At 63.0% G+C, this 15,779-nt stretch carries 16 protein-coding genes; 7 read left to right on the top strand and 9 right to left on the bottom strand.

The window, feature by feature from the left end; translation table 11 throughout:
- Positions 1-23: 23 nt before the first annotated feature.
- Positions 24-986, top strand: a complete 963-nt coding sequence (locus tag ACFUOZ_RS18600) for a glycosyltransferase family 9 protein (RefSeq protein ID WP_377550813.1) — start codon at positions 24-26, stop codon at positions 984-986.
- A 1-nt stretch (position 987) separates the two neighbouring features.
- On the opposite strand, the gene ACFUOZ_RS18595 is transcribed toward ACFUOZ_RS18600, so the two are convergent.
- Positions 988-1,761 carry a sigma-70 family RNA polymerase sigma factor gene (locus tag ACFUOZ_RS18595; protein WP_377550811.1) on the bottom strand — a complete coding sequence of 258 codons (774 nt, stop codon included), beginning with the start codon at positions 1,759-1,761 and terminating at the stop codon, positions 988-990.
- 139 nt (positions 1,762-1,900) lie between these two features.
- Between ACFUOZ_RS18595 and ACFUOZ_RS18590 the strand changes: the two genes are divergently transcribed.
- Positions 1,901-2,641 (top strand): GAF and ANTAR domain-containing protein, encoded by a 741-nt coding sequence (locus ACFUOZ_RS18590; RefSeq protein WP_377550809.1) that lies wholly within the window; start codon positions 1,901-1,903, stop codon positions 2,639-2,641.
- A gap of 3 nt (positions 2,642-2,644) precedes the next feature.
- Here ACFUOZ_RS18590 and ACFUOZ_RS18585 read toward each other — a convergent pair whose 3' ends face one another.
- The gene (locus ACFUOZ_RS18585; RefSeq protein WP_144660040.1) at positions 2,645-3,040 is read right to left on the bottom strand and encodes a DUF1761 domain-containing protein; all 396 of its coding nucleotides are present in this window, start codon (positions 3,038-3,040) and stop codon (positions 2,645-2,647) included.
- Positions 3,041-3,111: 71 nt separating this feature from the next.
- Positions 3,112-3,951: a DUF6597 domain-containing transcriptional factor gene (locus ACFUOZ_RS18580; RefSeq protein ID WP_377550807.1), complete on the bottom strand. Its 840-nt coding sequence runs from the start codon at positions 3,949-3,951 to the stop codon at positions 3,112-3,114.
- A gap of 306 nt (positions 3,952-4,257) precedes the next feature.
- On the opposite strand from ACFUOZ_RS18580, the gene ACFUOZ_RS18575 reads away from it, so the two are divergent.
- Positions 4,258-5,460, top strand: a complete 1,203-nt coding sequence (locus ACFUOZ_RS18575; RefSeq protein ID WP_377550805.1) for a hypothetical protein — start codon at positions 4,258-4,260, stop codon at positions 5,458-5,460.
- Positions 5,461-5,521: 61 nt separating this feature from the next.
- On the top strand, positions 5,522-6,718 hold the full coding sequence (locus tag ACFUOZ_RS18570) for a hypothetical protein (RefSeq protein WP_377550803.1): 1,197 nt from the start codon (positions 5,522-5,524) through the stop codon (positions 6,716-6,718).
- Between the two features lie 54 nt (positions 6,719-6,772).
- Here the strand turns inward: ACFUOZ_RS18570 and ACFUOZ_RS18565 are convergent, their stop codons facing one another.
- Positions 6,773-7,618, bottom strand: coding sequence for an HAD family hydrolase (locus ACFUOZ_RS18565; protein WP_377550801.1), 846 nt, complete (start codon positions 7,616-7,618; stop codon positions 6,773-6,775).
- Between the two features lie 81 nt (positions 7,619-7,699).
- Positions 7,700-9,883, bottom strand: a complete 2,184-nt coding sequence (helR, locus tag ACFUOZ_RS18560; RefSeq protein ID WP_377550799.1) for an RNA polymerase recycling motor ATPase HelR — start codon at positions 9,881-9,883, stop codon at positions 7,700-7,702.
- A 176-nt stretch (positions 9,884-10,059) separates the two neighbouring features.
- Here helR and ACFUOZ_RS18555 point away from each other — a divergent pair, with 176 nt between their 5' ends.
- Positions 10,060-10,806 carry a class I SAM-dependent methyltransferase gene (locus tag ACFUOZ_RS18555; protein WP_377550797.1) on the top strand — a complete coding sequence of 249 codons (747 nt, stop codon included), beginning with the start codon at positions 10,060-10,062 and terminating at the stop codon, positions 10,804-10,806.
- Positions 10,807-10,872: 66 nt separating this feature from the next.
- Here ACFUOZ_RS18555 and serS read toward each other — a convergent pair whose 3' ends face one another.
- On the bottom strand, positions 10,873-12,153 hold the full coding sequence (gene serS / locus ACFUOZ_RS18550) for a serine--tRNA ligase (protein WP_377550795.1): 1,281 nt from the start codon (positions 12,151-12,153) through the stop codon (positions 10,873-10,875).
- Between the two features lie 32 nt (positions 12,154-12,185).
- Between serS and ACFUOZ_RS18545 the strand changes: the two genes are divergently transcribed.
- Positions 12,186-13,247, top strand: coding sequence for a diacylglycerol/lipid kinase family protein (locus tag ACFUOZ_RS18545; RefSeq protein ID WP_377550793.1), 1,062 nt, complete (start codon positions 12,186-12,188; stop codon positions 13,245-13,247).
- A 10-nt stretch (positions 13,248-13,257) separates the two neighbouring features.
- Here ACFUOZ_RS18545 and ACFUOZ_RS18540 read toward each other — a convergent pair whose 3' ends face one another.
- The 3 genes from ACFUOZ_RS18540 to ACFUOZ_RS18530 all read right to left on the bottom strand — a co-directional run bounded on the left by ACFUOZ_RS18540 (position 13,258) and on the right by ACFUOZ_RS18530 (position 14,883).
- The gene (locus tag ACFUOZ_RS18540) at positions 13,258-13,488 is read right to left on the bottom strand and encodes a hypothetical protein (protein WP_377550791.1); all 231 of its coding nucleotides are present in this window, start codon (positions 13,486-13,488) and stop codon (positions 13,258-13,260) included.
- A 106-nt stretch (positions 13,489-13,594) separates the two neighbouring features.
- Positions 13,595-14,524 (bottom strand): prephenate dehydratase, encoded by a 930-nt coding sequence (gene pheA / locus ACFUOZ_RS18535; RefSeq protein WP_377550789.1) that lies wholly within the window; start codon positions 14,522-14,524, stop codon positions 13,595-13,597.
- Between the two features lie 32 nt (positions 14,525-14,556).
- Positions 14,557-14,883: a rhodanese-like domain-containing protein gene (locus ACFUOZ_RS18530; RefSeq protein WP_377550787.1), complete on the bottom strand. Its 327-nt coding sequence runs from the start codon at positions 14,881-14,883 to the stop codon at positions 14,557-14,559.
- 152 nt (positions 14,884-15,035) lie between these two features.
- On the opposite strand from ACFUOZ_RS18530, the gene ACFUOZ_RS18525 reads away from it, so the two are divergent.
- Complete coding sequence (locus tag ACFUOZ_RS18525; RefSeq protein WP_377550785.1) at positions 15,036-15,779, top strand: Type 1 glutamine amidotransferase-like domain-containing protein; 744 nt, start codon at positions 15,036-15,038, stop codon at positions 15,777-15,779.

The following is a 15,779-nucleotide window of genomic DNA, read 5'->3' as shown; positions in this document are numbered from 1 at the left end:
TAGACTCTCAGCGGGAGGCCACTATGGACACAGCATTGAACAGGCAGGACCACCAGGACCAACCCCTGTTGCTCGCCCTGCGCGCCCTGAAACTCGGCGATCTCCTGGTCGCTGTTCCGGCACTGCGCGGCTTGCGGAGGGCGTTCCCGGAGCACCGGATTGTGTACGCCGGTCCGGCATGGATCGCTGAGGCACTTGAGTTGGTTGGCGGCATCGGCCACCTGCCCACGCCGGGGCTCGATGCCCCCCTGACCGTTCCCCACGGCGCAGTGGACGTCGCGGTCAACCTGCATGGGAACGGGCCCGAGAGCCGGCTCCGGATCAAGGAATTGGGCGCAAACCGGGTGATCGCGCATGCATCCGACGGCCTCGACGGTCCTGAGTGGATCACGGGCATCCCCGAACGTGAACGGTGGACCCGGCTGCTCAATTGGCACGGGATCGACGCCGATCCCCTCGACTACCGCCTCAACCGCCCGGAGGTTCCTTCGCCGCGTCCCGGAGCCACCGTGATCCATGTGGGTGCCGCCTACGGCAGCAGGCTGTGGCCCGTGGAACGGTTCGCGGACGTTGCCGTCCAGCTCGCGGCCGCCGGCCATCAGGTGGTGCTGACCGGGGGCACGTCGGAGCGCGCCCGCGCAGAAGAGACCGCCGCCCTCGCGAAACTCAAGGGAGCAAACCTCGACGACGGCCTGCTGGCCGGGCGTCAAAGCCTCGCCGAATTCGCGGCAACCATCGCAGATGCCCGCTTGGTCATTTCAGCTGACACGGGCGCGGCACATCTGGCCTCCGCTTATGAGCGCCCGTCCGTCGTCCTGTTCGGACCTGCGCCCGCGGAAGAATGGGGACCGCCGCCGGGACCGCACGTGGTGCTTACCGCCGTCGAACTCCGCCGCGGTGATGTGTTCTCAGCCGAGCCTGATCCGGCGCTGATGGCCGTTACCGTCCACGATGTCCTTGAGGCCGTAGAGCAGCTCGGCTGCTAACTCAGTGGACCGCCCTGTCCTGCTGAAGGGCTTCGTCGTCCAGCAATTGTGTCTGGAGGGAGACCAGGATCTTGGAGAGCTTGCGCGATACCTGCATCTGGGAAACGCCCAGCGCTTCGGCGATGGTGGACTGCGTCTCTTCCCGGTAGTAGCGCCGGTACAGCAGGTGCCGGTCCTCGGGGCTCAGCCCACGGATGGCGTTCCGCAGGGCCAGCACATCTTCAAGCCGGTCCGTCGGGCAGCCGAAGGCGGACAAGGAGCCTTGCAGACCGTCACGGCCTTCCCCCGCCGGGGCGTCCAGGGAATCGGGGCGCTTGCTGGTGCCTGCCATGAGTGCTTCGCGGACTTGCCCTGGTTCCAGGCTCAAATCCTCCGCTACCTCTTCCGCCGAGGGCGTCCGTTGCAGCGTTTGGGTCAGTTCCTCCGTCCGGGCCAGTACCTGGCGTCGAACGTCCTGGATGGTCCTGGGCGGCCGGACCACCCAGCAATGATCACGAAGATAGCGCTTGACTTCCCCGGCGATGGTTGGCGCGGCATAGGCCGGGAAGCTGACACCCCGAGACTCGTCATAGCCGCGGGAGGCTTTGATGAGGCCCATGTACGCGACTTGCCTGACGTCGTCGAGGTCGTGGGTGTGGGCGGAATATCTGGCCGCAATCGACTTGGCCAGGTTGAGGTGGTCCAGGACAAGGCTGTCCTGGAAACTTTGTCTGATGCTGCCCTCCGGCGCGCACGGGGGCGCGGAGTGGATGGCGAGGGACCGGGTTTGACGCATGGGCTTCAATCCTTAACCGGCTGGTGAGGGTGAGCCCACGGCAAGACTCCTTAAAAAGAGAAGCACACTTACTATTAGCTTTCAACGGTCTTCGGAGTTAGTCTCGAAGAGAAGCCATAACCATGGATCGGAGTTCCTCATGGAAGACCCGCATACTGCCGGGCCGACAACAGTGGTGGCCGACATCCAGGATTTGTTGCTCGACACCCCCGACGTTGAGGTGTTCCTGGAGGAACTGGCCAGGCACTCCGCCGCCATGTTCAGCACGCCCGGCAACGAGGTTTTTTGCGGCATCACCCTCATGCGTCGCCGCTCCGCCGGCACTGTGGCCAGCAGTGGCGAGCGCGCCCGGATGCTGGATGAACTCCAGTACAACTTCGACGACGGCCCTTGCCTTCGTGCGTGCCGCGAAATAACGCAGGTCCACATTCCGGATTTCGCCAAAGACAACACTTGGCCGGAGTACAACGAACTGGTCACCAAGCACGGAATACGGTCCGTGCTGGCCGTCCCTTTCCCCCTGAGAGACTCCGCGGCAACCGCCGGACTCAACCTCTACTCAGAACACCCGAACGCGTTCGACCAAGCAGCAGTCCAACGCGCCAACGATTATGTGGAGCAGTCCTCCAAGGGTCTTCGCCTTGCCGTGCGCATCGCGGAACATATGCAGACGGCTGCCAACCTCCGGGCCGCCATGGAGTCGCGCACAGTCATAGACGTGGCAACCGGAATCATCATTGCCCAGAACCGGTGCACGCAGGAAGAAGCCATCGAGCTGATCAAGAAGGCCTCCAGCAACCGGAACGTCAAGCTCCGGGCGGTGGCGCAGGCAATCGTTGAGTCGGCCGGCGGCGGGCACATTCAGACGTACTTTAAGTAGGGCTTAGCCTTGCATGGCGCCGATGATGGCGCCCATTGCCGTGAACGTGACCACGTTGTAGCCCGCGTTGATCGCGAACAGAGCCAGGCTGCGGCGTTCGAACAGGTAGTTCACCCCGAGCGCGGTGGCCACCCATCCCACGCCCGCGGCAAGGCCTGCGAAGGTCCCGAATGCGGGTCCGCCTGAGCCGATAAACGCTGCCAGGAAGACTGCCATCACCACGGCCAGAATGAACGAGCCTGCGAACACCCGTGCCGTGCCGGACTTCAGCTGCTCATCGCTCACTCCGGCGGCTCTCTGCCAGGGCTTGGCAAAGAGCAGCGAGTACCACAGCCCACCCACCACGAACGTTGCCAATGCAGCGAAAAGCACTGCGAGCCAACTAATCTGAATGTCCATTCTGTCCTCTCCAAGTTCCTGAGTGGACAGTACCCCGGGGCAGGACGGCGGTCTTGTAAAAAAGCCGCAGGCTAAATGGTTACTTCCTCCAATGGGACGAAAGTGGCATATTCCGCCCCATAATTTTGCAGTACACGGAGATACTCAGTGGGAGTGAAGCCGCTGAACCGGCGAAAAGCGCGGATCAGGTGTGGTTGGTCGTAGTAGTCGGCCAGCTCCAGGAGCGCCCGGCCCGGCACCGAACCTTTGGGCAGCGCGGCTGCCTGGATCACGATCCTGTTGAAGCGGCACACGTCCGAGTATGTCTTGGCAGTGGTCCCGCAGTCCCGCATCATGACCCGTTCGAGCGTCGACGTACTGATACCCAGTTCGTCCGCAAGCACCTTGATTTCAACGTCTTCCCGGGCAAGCGCCGCAACTGCCCTTGTGGTCCGGGAGTCCGCCTGGTAACCAGGCCTGAGCCTCTGCTGCAGGAAATCCGTCAAAGCCTCGAAAGCCTGACCCGGTCCGGCATCCGTGAGCCGCGAGCGCAGTTCCGTAAAACCCGGAAGGATACTTTCGGCGTCCACCACACGGTTCTGAAAGTCCGACGGCGGCTGGCTGGTGAACGCTGCAAGGCCGTAGGGAGTCAGGCGGGCACCAACGTTGAAGAGTTGTTCCGGGTTCTCGCTGATGAGGTAACTGCGCTGCAGGCCAGCGTAGAAACCCGTGGAAACTTCGGTTGCCCGCGGTTCCTGTGCGTGCCCGGCCGGACTGATGAGCCGGTACGGGTCCGAAAGGTTCAGAATCAGGTGTGCTTCAGGGCCCGGAAGGATTTTCTCGTACCGGGCCTGCGGCTCCGCGCGCACGAACCAGAGTTGGGTGACGAATGGCTGCAGACCCGGCGGCGCGGGGCACTCTTGGTAGAACACAGCCCCAGTCTAGGCAGCGGTGGGGAAACTCGGTTCAAGGAAACGAATTACGGCGGAACCCCGAAAAGGGTTCCGCCGTAATTGACGCTTCTCACACAGACGCCGCTAAGCCTAAAGGTCAGCTGATCGTCTACGTTCGGGCCGACACCATAGGCACGGGCAGGCTCGGACCAGATGACATAATCAGCCAAGAACTCAAAGACCTCCTACGCGATGGACTTATTAGGTTCGAAGACCTCCCCCGCACTTTGAAGTAACTGCCGGGCCCTCCAATGCAGCGTCCCAAACGAAGGAAGAGAAGAATCAATGTCCTACGATCTCACGGTCTACTGTCCGGGATCCCCTACGGTCGATCAGGTGCGGTTGCTGGTGGGCAACACCCGCGGTTTGCACGCCGATCCTAGCGTTTCGAAGGACGACGGCGTGGTCGTCCTGCGCGGTATGAAGCGGGGCTACAGCTTCACCGTCGACGGGCCGTTCTCCGTCGAGTCCGAGGACCTCCCGGAGGAGATCACCGCGGTCCTACCCGATGCGGCCACGGTGTTCCAGGTCCTGGTTGAGGGAACCCAGGAAGCCGAGATTCCGCATGGTGTCCGCTTTGCGCGGAAGCTGGCCAAAGCCTGCCACGGCGCAGTCATCGACGAACAAACCACCGAGATCTGGCCCCAACCCGAAGTGGCAAAGGTCCAGGCGGTGGAGGCGAAAAAAACAATAGGAGTAAACGACGTCTGGTTGAATTGGTATCTTCTTGAAGATGACCTTCCCACTGACTTCCTCGAGCGTTACCTCCGGATAGCCGAAGAGCTCCTTCCGGAAGCCGTTCCAGTGATGTTCGGCAATTATGAGCCTTACCAGGCATTTGACCCTGCTCGCCCAGAAGGGTTTATCAACGAGTACTACGACAGCGAAGCCAACAAATGGGAGATCCGTTACAAAAACCCCTCCCCTGTGACGTACGTATCAGTCACGGGCCCCGAGCTTGCTTGGGGCAACCCCTTCACCCGAATCTCCCTGTGTGCGGACAGCAGGGCACTAAGCAATGATGAGCTGAGGGCTTCCCTTCGACGCTTCTTCGTTACCGTTGCAAGTGAACTTGGAGCCGTCTATGCCTCCGGTGAAGTGGTGATGGGCCGGGAGATACCCCGCGTCCCCTACTTAAATATGCCACCACCACAATGGGTTGGTTTTCCGCCTTACCCACTGTGGTGGGTCTGGACCGGCCCTCGACTCCTTCCCGAAATCGGGCCGTTCCTTGGCCGTGAAGCGACAGAATACGCCGGGGGTCGGTTTCGGACTTACAGCGACGAGCCCCTCGGGCGACATCAACTGTCGGAGAAGCTCGGACCCGAAAACCTTCCCTGGATCCCCGTCGAATATTCCGGAATCTATTCAGACAGCTACATCGAAGTAGGCCCGCTCGCAGTCGCGACCGTCATCCCTGAGATACTCCGCAACCGCGAACCAGTAGACCTTCCCCCGGGCATATACAACCCCCCGAGGATTCATTGAGTTCGGCGAGCTTGACCGCAGACCTGGGGACCGCTCCGGCTTTCCAAAGAGTGAGTCGCCTATGTCCTACGATCTGACGGTCTACTGCGCGGGCTCTCCTGCCATTGATCAGGTGCAGTTGCTGGTGGGCAACACCCGCGGGTTGCACGCCGATCCCAGCGTTTCGAAGGACGACGGCGTGGTGGCGCTTCGCGGTGTGAAGCGGGGGTACAGCTTCACCGTTGACGGGCCGTTCTCTGTCGAGGCTGAGGACGTCCCGGAGGAGGTCACCGCGGTCCTACCTGAGGCCACGACAATGTTCCAGGTCCTGGTCGAAGGCACCCAGGAGTCTGAGATCCCGCACGGTGTCCGTTTCGCCCGGAAACTGGCCAAAGCCTGCCACGGCGTAGTCCTCGACGAGCAAACCTCGGAAGTGTGGCCCCAACCTCGGACAGTAAAAGCACCAGCAAGAACGGAGCCGAAGCCGGAGCGACGAGACGTTTGGATCAGTTGGCTGATCCTCGACGAGGACCTCCCGACAGACTTCCTGCAGGGCTATCTGCGGATCGCCAGGGAGGTACTTCCCGAGGCAGTCCCGGTGCGTTTCGGCAAGTACGAACCCCTTCAGTTCCGGTTCGATTCCAGCGGCGAAGAAGGTTTCATCGATGAGTTTTACAACGACGATTCCAATGGCTGGGACATCTATTACAAGAACCCGCCACCGGTCACCTACGGAAAGATCGCGGCCCCGCAGCTCTCCGCGGGTAACCCGTTCACCCGAATCACCCTGGTCGTGGACGGTCATGCTCTCGCCGATAGTACGCTCAGGAGCGCACTTCGCCGGTTCTTCCTTGCCGTGGCAACCGAACTTGGCGCGGTTTATGCTTCGGCCGAAGTTGAACGCTACCAAGACACGCGCCGCGTGCCCATCTTCAACATGCGCCCCCCACAGTGGGTGGGTTTCCAGCCCTACCCGCTCTGGTGGGTATGGGCCGGGCCCCGGCTCGCACCCGACATTGGTCACTTCCTTGGTCCAGGCGCCGAAGAGCACAACGGGGGGCTGTTCCGTGCCTTCAGCGACGAGCCACTGGACCGCGATGCCCTCACGGACGTTCTCGGTCCCGAAAACCTACCGTGGATCCCGGCCGAATACTCCGCAACCTACACTGACGGCCAAATGGCACCCCTCGCCGTCGCGTCCGTGATCCCTGAAATACTCCGCAACCGCGAACCTCTAGACCTTCCCCCAGGCATCTACAACCCACCGAGAAAAACTTAGCAATGTCAGCGACGCCCAGGCCGCCGTCCCGGACTACCTCCAGCCGACCCGCACCTACAGCAGGCCGCGCAACACCAAGGCGGCGCCGTCGTCGAGCACTGACGCGGTGACTTCGTCCGCAATGGCGAGCACCTCATCGGGTGCCTGGCCCATGGCGATGCCGCGGCCGGCCCACGTGAGCATCTCGATGTCATTGCGCCCGTCGCCCACGGCCACCGTGTTGGCCCGGTCCGTGCCGAGCTTCCGACGGAGGGCCTCCAAGGCGCTGGCCTTGGTGACGCCCTCCGCAGCGATATCCAGCCACGCCGTCCAGCCCACTGAGTAGGTCACCCCGGAGAGCCCGATGTGGCTGATGGCCTCGTTGAACTCATCCGACGTGTTCTCGCTGCTGAAGACCACCACGCGGACCGCCACGGAATCCAGCATGGTCTGGAAATCGACGCCGATGGATTCCACGCCGAAGCTCGCATCCTGGAAGCGCTCCGTGGAAAGGAAGTTGCCGTCCTCATCCTCCAGGGCGTACTTGGCGTTGGGCAGCCGTTCCCGGAGCGCCTTCAACGCGGGAGCGGGATCGAACGTGGCCTTATGGATGATCTCGTACCCTTTCTCCAGGGCGGGGTCCAGGCGGAGGGTGACGCCGCCGTTGCAGCACACGGCGTACCCCCGTTCCATGCCGATTTTTTCGATGATGGGCAAGGTTGCGTTAAGGGAACGTCCGGTGGCGATCATGACGTCGTGTCCCTTGGCCACCACTGCCTGGGCGGCTGAGCGGACCTCGGGGGTCATGTGGCCATCGTGGTCAACCAACGTGCCATCGACGTCCAAGGCAATCATGAGCTTGTTGTTCTTATTGGGCTGGTCCTCGATGCCAGCAACTGGAGTATCAGTCAAAATAGTCATGTTTCCAGTAGACCAGACACCCCCGACGCTGAACTAGGACCGGCGCCACAGCGGAGGATTAACGGCGCATGAATAGTGCCCTCAGGCCCCGCTCGTGAGAATGGCGAGCTGCTGCGTTGCGCGCGTCATCGCGACATAGCGGTCCACGGCGCCCTCGATCCCTGCGCCGAAATCGTCAGGGTCAACAAGGACCACAAGATCGAATTCAAGGCCCTTTGCCAGCTCCGGGGTGAGCCAACTGACCCGGTCCCACTCCGATCCCACTTCCAGGGCCGGCTGGCTGATGACGCACGCCGTCCCCTCGCTGTGCCCATCCACCCACTTCTCCAGGATCGCTTCCAGCTCCCGCTCCGCACCGTGGAGCACCGGAATCCCGCTGCTCCGGACCGACGTGGGCACATTGGCGTCCGGGAGGGCGGCCCTGATCACCGGCTCAGCCTCCAGCATCACCTCTTCCGGCGTGCGGTAGTTGATGCTGAGGCCCGCCACCGACACGTTGTCCATGCCCACGCGCCGGAGGCGTTCTTCCCACGATTCCGTGAAACCGTGCCGGGCCTGCGCCCGGTCCCCCACCACCGTGAAACTCCGTGACGGGCACCGGAGCAGGAGCATCCGCCACTGCGCGTCCGTCAGTTCCTGGGCCTCGTCCACCACAACGTGCGCGAAGGGTCCGGCCAGAACGTCCGGATCCGGTAATTCGACGGCGTCCTGGCCGGTCAGCTTCTCCCTCATGTCGTCGCCGCGCAGCATGTACATTTCCAGGTTCTCGGAGTCATCAGCTGCGATGAGGTCATCCACCACCCGGTCCATGAGTTCACGCTCCGCCGAAAGGACTGCCGCCTGCCTGCGCCTGCGCTTGGATGCCTCCGGATCGCCGAGCCGGAGCCGTGCAGCATCCAGCAAGGGAAGGTCGTCCGTGGTCCACGCCTCCGGATTTTCGCGACGAAGCAGGTGCCTTTCCGTCGGCTTCAGGTGTGGAGCGCACAGCCGCAGGTAGGCCGGCACACGCCACAAGTCGGCTACCAGCGCCGCATAGTCGAGCAGCGGCCACGCCTTGTTGAAGGCCGACTGCAGCTCCGCACTCTGGCTCAACGCCCTGCGCCGCATGGTCTCCGGAACATAGTGCTCGCCCAGCTTGTCGGCCAGGATTTCAAGCAACGCATCCCAGACATCGTCCCGGGCTTCATTGTGCGGCGTTCCCGGCTCGGCGGCGTCGAAGGCCTCCGCCCAATCGTCGCTGCCCAGCCAGATGTCGGCGTAGGGCGTCTCCACCTCCATGCCCTCCGTTGGCGGCTCTTCGTAGAACCTCACGGCGCGTTCCACCGCTTTGACCATCTCGACCGAGGATTTGAGACGGGTCACCTCAGCATCACGTTCGACGGCGGCCGCGGCACCTTCCGGGACGAGGTCCCGCAGAGTACACGTCTGAACACCTTCCTCGCCAAGGCTTGGAAGGACATCGGCCACATACGCCAAATAGGGCTGGTGCGGGCCAACGAACAGCACGTCGCTTCGCCTGTGGTTGTTGCGGTGGCTGAGCCGGGGATCCGAATACAGAAGATAAGCCGTGCGGTGCAAGGCGACCACAGTCTTACCTGTACCGGGACCGCCGTCGACCACCAATGCCCCACGCGAGCCGGCGCGAATGATCCTGTCCTGATCGGCCTGGATGGTTCCCAGGACATCCCGCATACGTGGAGAGCGGCTGCTGCCCAGGCTGGCGATAAACGCGGACTGGTCATCCAGCGTGGCATTTCCCTCCATACCTTCGGCGGTAAAGACTTCGTCCCAGTAGTCCGTCACGCGTCCGCGGGTCCAGCGATACCTGCGCCGGCTCACCAATCCCATGGGATTGGCATGTGTTGCCCCGAAGAAGGGCTCGGCCGCCGGTGACCGCCAATCGATCAGGAGCCTCTTCCCCTGACTATCCGTGAGGCCCAACCTGCCCACGTACACCGGCCCAGGGTTCTCCTCAGCAACCATGCGGCCCAGGCACATATCCACCCCGAAACGGCGCAGTGCCCTCAACCGCGATGTCAGCCTGTGGATCTCCTGATCACGGTCCAAGGCGGCCTGTCCCCTGCCGCCGGGCAATTTGCGGGTGGCCTCCAGCCGGGTGGACAGCTCAGCGATGGCTGCCTCGAGACTGGCTGCGACGGCATCGAACTGTCGCTCATCGGCGTCGATCAGCTGCGAATCGGCTTTGCGTTCCAGGTGCTCCGGCAAATCAAAAACACTGGTTCCCAAGCGGTTGTTTTCAGGCATCCCACGACTCCCTTTTGCGTTGGTTATGGGGTTCGAGGATCAATTGTTCGGCACCAGGGGGGCCTTGCCGCAAGCCCCCGGGTGGGTTATACATTGAATATGGAAGGGATAATTCCCTTCCATTTTTATGCCCAATTTATCGTTCGTGCTCGCTTGGACAACGGTAGGGTGGGCGGATGCGTCCAGGACTGAGCCCCGCCCAACTCGCCGCACTTTACGACCTGGAAAATCAATGGGCAGAGGACGATGATTTCTTCCTCGCCTTCGTGAACGAACTAGCAAACCGGCGTGTTCTGGACCTCGGTTGTGGGACGGGCAGGATCAGCCTGGCGGTAGCCGCCCGCGGACACACCGTGGTGGGCATCGACCCCAATCCTGGCTCGTTGGGGGCCGCCCGCGGGAAAACCGGCGCGGAAGGTGTCACATGGGTCGAGGGCACATCGTCACGGATCCCTGAAAATACAGTTTTCGACGTCGCCATCATGACGGCGCACGTCGCCCAAGCGATTTACGACGACGGCGAATGGTCCCGCACGCTTGCCGACGTACACCGGGCGCTGGCACCCGGCGGCCGTTTGGCCTTCGATTCCCGCGACCCCGCAGCCCGGGCTTGGCAGCGCTGGACCCCGACGGAGACGCAGAGCCGGCACATCCTTCCCGACGGCACCGCGGTGGAAACCTGGATGGAGAGCTCCCCTGAGCCTGACGCGGATGGTCTGATTGCTTTGACTGAGCACAGATCCCTCCAAGGAGGCCCAGTGGAGACGGAGACCTCCGTGCTGGCCTTCCGAACCGAGGACCAACTGCGCCATGACCTCATCGCGGCGGGCTTCACGGTTGAAGGCATTTTTGGAGGCTGGTCCGGGGAGGCCGTGGGCCATGGGCAGGGCGAACTGATTGTCGTGGCCCGCAAACCCGCCTGAACAACGAAAAATCCCGCCCTTGCCCGTGAACCACGAACAAGAGCGGGATCCGCCCATAGAGGGAAACTAGAGAACCGGCAGGACCTCAAGGCCGCCAAGGTACTTCTGCAGCGCCTTGGGAACGTTGACGGAACCATCCGGGTTCTGGTGGTGCTCAAGGATGGCAACGATCCAACGGGTGGTGGCCAGGGTGCCGTTCAGTGTGGCCACTGCCCGGGTCCCCTTGGCTACACCTTCGTCGTTGATCACGCGTTCGCGGATGTTCAGGCGGCGGGCCTGGAAGGTGGTGCAGTTGGACGTTGAGGTGAGCTCGCGGTAGGCGTTCTGCGTGGGAACCCAGGCTTCGCAGTCGAACTTACGGGCCGCGGACATGCCAAGATCGCCGGCAGCAGTGTCAATGACGCGGTACGGAAGCTCGCACTTGGCCAGCATCTCCTCTTCCCAGGCAAGCAGGCGCTCGTGCTCGGCAGCAGCCTCTTCAACCGTGGTGTAGATGAACATCTCCACCTTGTTGAACTGGTGCACGCGGATAATGCCGCGGGTGTCCTTGCCGTGCGAACCGGCCTCGCGGCGGTAGCAGGAACTCTGGCCGGCGTACCGGATGGGGCCTGCGGAAAGATCCAGGATCTCGTCGGCGTGGTACCCGGCCAGGGCCACCTCCGAGGTTCCCACAAGGTAAAGGTCGTCTTCAGCGAGACGGTAGATCTCGGCGTCGTGCTTTACATCGAAACCGGTTCCCTGCATGGTCTCGGGGCGCACCAAAGTGGGGGTGATCATGGGCACGAACCCGGCTTCGATCGCCTGGTCCATGGCCATCTGCAGCAACGCCATTTCCAAGCGGGCACCGACGCCGCGGAGGAAGTAGAACCGTGAGCCGGAGACCTTCGCGCCGCGCTCCATGTCGATGGCACCGATCAGCTCGCCGATTTCCAGATGGTCCTTGGGCTCAAAATCCGTGAACTCGCGCGGAGTTCCAACGGTCTTGACCACCACGTAGTCGTCCTCGCCACCCTCGGGGACGCCGTCCACAACAAGGTTGGGAATGACACGCAGCAGCTCATCCTGCTTTGCCTGGGCAGCGGCGGCTTCCGCGGACGCAGCCTTCACCGCGTTTGCGAGCTCCTTGACCTCAGCCAGCAGGGCCTGCTTTTCCTCACCCTTGGCCTGGGCCACCTTTTTGCCGAACGCGTTCTGCTCGGCGCGGAGGGTCTCGTGGCGGACCAGCGCAGCACGGCGATCGGCGTCAGCGGAGATGATCGCGTCCACAACGGACTCGTCGGCACCGCGGGCGCGCTGGCTGGCACGGAACTTGTCCGGATTTTCGCTGAGGTCTTTTACGTCGATCACCACACAAGAGTATCGAATAGTGTTGAAGCACAATGAACGACTGGATCCTGTACGTGATTCTCGCTGGGGGCGTGGCTTTTGCCGTCTCGAGCTGGTGGGGCGTGCGCCGGTTGAAAGCCAGGCACATCAGGAGCGCAGTACGGGAGGATGCCCACAAGCCCGGGCCGGGAGACCAGAAGGTCGCGGTGATCCTCAATCCCGTCAAGAACAACGCGGCTGTGGCGCGCCAAGCCATCATCGATGCCTGCGATCTGGCGGGCTGGGACGCCCCTAAATTCTACGAAACCACGGTGGAAGATCCCGGTTACGGCCAGTCGCGCCAAGCGCTGGCGTACGGGGCCGACGTCGTTCTTGCCTGCGGCGGCGACGGTACAGTGCGCGTGGTGGCTGAGTCGCTGGCGCACAAGAACGTGGCCATGGGATTGGTCCCGTTGGGAACAGGGAACCTCCTGGCCCGCAACGTGGACCTGGACGTTACGAACCTCGCCGAATGCATCCAGACGGCGTTGTTCGGCCATCAGCGCTACATCGACACCGCCACCATGGGGATCGAAAACGACATCACGGGAGTCTCCGGAGAACACACGTTCCTGGTCATCGCGGGCATGGGCCTGGACGCCGAGGTGGTTGGCGACACCAAGGAAGACCTCAAAAAGAGCGTCGGCTGGCTGGCTTACACGGAGGCCGGTGTCCGGCACCTGCCCGGGAGGCGGAAACGCGTCACCATCACCTTGGATGACGAGCCGGAGCAGGCCCGTAAGATCCGCAGCGTCCTGTTCGCCAACTGTGGCCTGATTCCCGGGGGCATCGACTTCATCCCGCAGGCCATGATCGACGACGGGATGCTGGACATTGTGGTCATGAGCCCCCGCAGTGCCTTCGGCTGGCTCGCGATGTACGCGAAGATCCTGTTCAAACACAACAGGAACCTGCCCATGATGAGCTTCTACCGCTCAGGGAAGGTGGTCATCCGCAGCCAGGAACCCATGGCCACACAGCTCGACGGCGATCCGTCAGGTGAAGCGACGACGGTCACCGTCCAGGTGGAGCCAGGGTCCCTGCTGGTGCGGGTACCCAAGGCGCAGATCGCCTAGGACCAACCGCCTAGATCGAGCCGGCGTCCGGCTCTGCCGCGTTCTCTTCGGCTTCCTCGGTGGCTGCCTTCGCGGCCGCGCGGGCCTCGGCCTGCTCCTTGATCATGGCTTGTTCTTCTTCAAAGCGGAGCCGGTCCGCACGATCGGCCTCATCGCCATTCCAGTCGTCCTGGTTCTCGCCTGAGGGCTTCGGATTGACGATCATGCCCTGGCCGTCTTTGTCATCCCGGTGGACAGACATGACCGCTCCTTTCGTTGATGCATTCATCCATCGTTTATGGATCAGGCAAGCATACGCACAGAACCATCACGGGGAAAGTAGGCCAGCCGCACCCTGCGGAGGAGGGCTAGGAACCCCTCAGGATCGCGTCCACCCAGGCATGCGCGGAGGCGAACGCCGCGTCCGAGGTGTGCGGAGCCACCACAGCCTCCTGCTTGTCCGCACGGGCATAGGAGCCCAGGAAGCGCGTCGCGGGGCTGATCCGGTGCAGGCCGGCCAAGGCGTCAGCCACGCGGGAATCCGAGGCGTGGCCGTCGGCGTCGATGCTGAAGAAGTAGTGGCCCAGGTACTGCCCGGTGGGCCTCGATTCAATGCGGCTGAGGTTCACGCCGCGGGAAGCGAACTGGTCCAGGATCTCCATGAGCGCACCAGGGTGGTCTTCCGGGAGGGGAACAACAACGGTGGTCTTGTCCGCTCCGGTTCTTTCCGGCAGCGCACCCGGGCGGCTCACCAGGATGAACCGTGTCACAGCGTCCGGGTTATCCCCGATGTCCGTAGCCAGCACGTTAAGTCCGGGCTGGTCGGCGGCGATCAACGGGCCACAGATGGCAGCCTCGTAGTGGGCGTCATCCTCCAGGAGCCCCATGGCTGCCGCCGCCGTCGACGAACCCGGCACGTAGTCCACGCCGGGCAGGTTCGCGTCCACCCACAAGCGGCACTGGGCCCAGGCGTGGCCGTGCGTCGAGACGCGCTTGATGTCGGAAAGCCCGACGCCGGGCCTCGCCACCAGCACGAAGGTGATGGGAACCAGGGCCTCCCGGATGATCCGGAGTTCCTGTCCCGTGGCGATCGCATCCAGGGTGGCAGTGACGCCGCCCTCCACGGAGTTTTCGATGGGAACCATAGCTGCATCTGCCACGCCGAGGCGGACGCGTTCCAGCGCCGTATTGACGTTGGTGCAGGGAATACGCGTTGCTTCAGCTGCGCCAGGGACCTGCAGGAGTGCGGCCTCAGTGAAGGTGCCCTCAGGTCCGAGGAAGGTGTAAGTCGCTGGCATCGAGTATTCCTTGCTGGTTATATACGTGAAGACTAGAGGACTACCGGCTTGAGGCCGTTGTCCGAAACCATCGACTTGCCCGCTTCAAACCACATGTCCATGCCCCCGGCCACGTTCACGGCCGAGTAGCCCTGGCCCACCAGCCACTGGACAGCACGGAATGACCGGCCACCCGTCCGGCAGATCACGAAGAAGTCCTCGTCCGGATCCAGTTCGTCCAGGCGGGCGGGCAGTTGGTCCATGGGAATGTGGCGCGCACCTTCCGCGTGGCCTGCCACCCACTCGTAGTCTTCACGGACGTCCAGGATGCTGGCATCGGCCGGAATGTCGCCCACAGGCACGGTATCGAAGTCACTCATAGTGGATCCTTCCCATCGATTGAAGTCAGCATCCAGCCTAGTCGCATGGACCTGCCGCAGGCACGGGGCTGCTGTCTTCGCTTGCGCACAGTGGCCTTGGCGTTAAGACTGGGTTTCAAGCACACCCCCGAGACCGGCTACTAGGAGCACCCATGGCTGCTGGGCAACCCACGATTCTGGCTACATCCGGCGGTTACAAGCCGGGCGCCAGGACAAGGATCGAGTTCAACCACCTGATGCACTACGCGGTGGAACTCTCAGGCGTGACCGGCCGCGCGCCCAAGGTGACGCACATTGGCACGGCCTCCGGCGATCAGCGGTGGTGGGCCGCGGAAATGGACCAGGCCGCGCGCATTGCCGGGTTCGACTTCAGCCACCTCAACCTCTTCACCATGCCGAACATCGAGGATCCCGAAGCCCATCTCCTGGAGCAGGACGTGGTCTGGGTCAATGGCGGATCCGTGGTTAACCTGTTGGCTGTGTGGCGTGCCCACGGGCTGGACCGGATCCTGCGCAAGGCGTGGGAGGGTGGCGTCGTGCTGGCCGGAGTTTCCGCCGGCTCGATCTGTTGGTACCAGGGCGGCGTGACCGATTCCTATGGCCCCGAGCTGCGCCCCGTCACGGATTCCCTGGGTTTCCTCCCCTACGGCAACGGGGTCCACTACGATTCCGAACTCCGCCGCGCACCCGCCATCCACAAACTGGTGGCCAACGGCACTCTCGGCGAGACACACTGCACGGACGACGGCGTGGGGCTGGTTTACCGGGGCACGGAACTTGTGGAAGTGGTCTCCGAGGTCAAGAACAAGGCCGCTTTCCGCGTGACTGCAGGAGCCGGCGAGAGCGTGGACGCCGTTGCTGTGGAGGAACGGTTGGAGTCCCGTTTCCTTGGCTGA

Origin of the sequence: Paenarthrobacter sp. NPDC057355, from assembly GCF_042667405.1 — a bacterium.
Classification (GTDB): Bacteria; Actinomycetota; Actinomycetes; order Actinomycetales; family Micrococcaceae; genus Arthrobacter.
The sequence above is the reverse complement of the archived record's forward strand: the minus strand, read 5'-3'. Positions and strand labels throughout refer to the sequence as shown.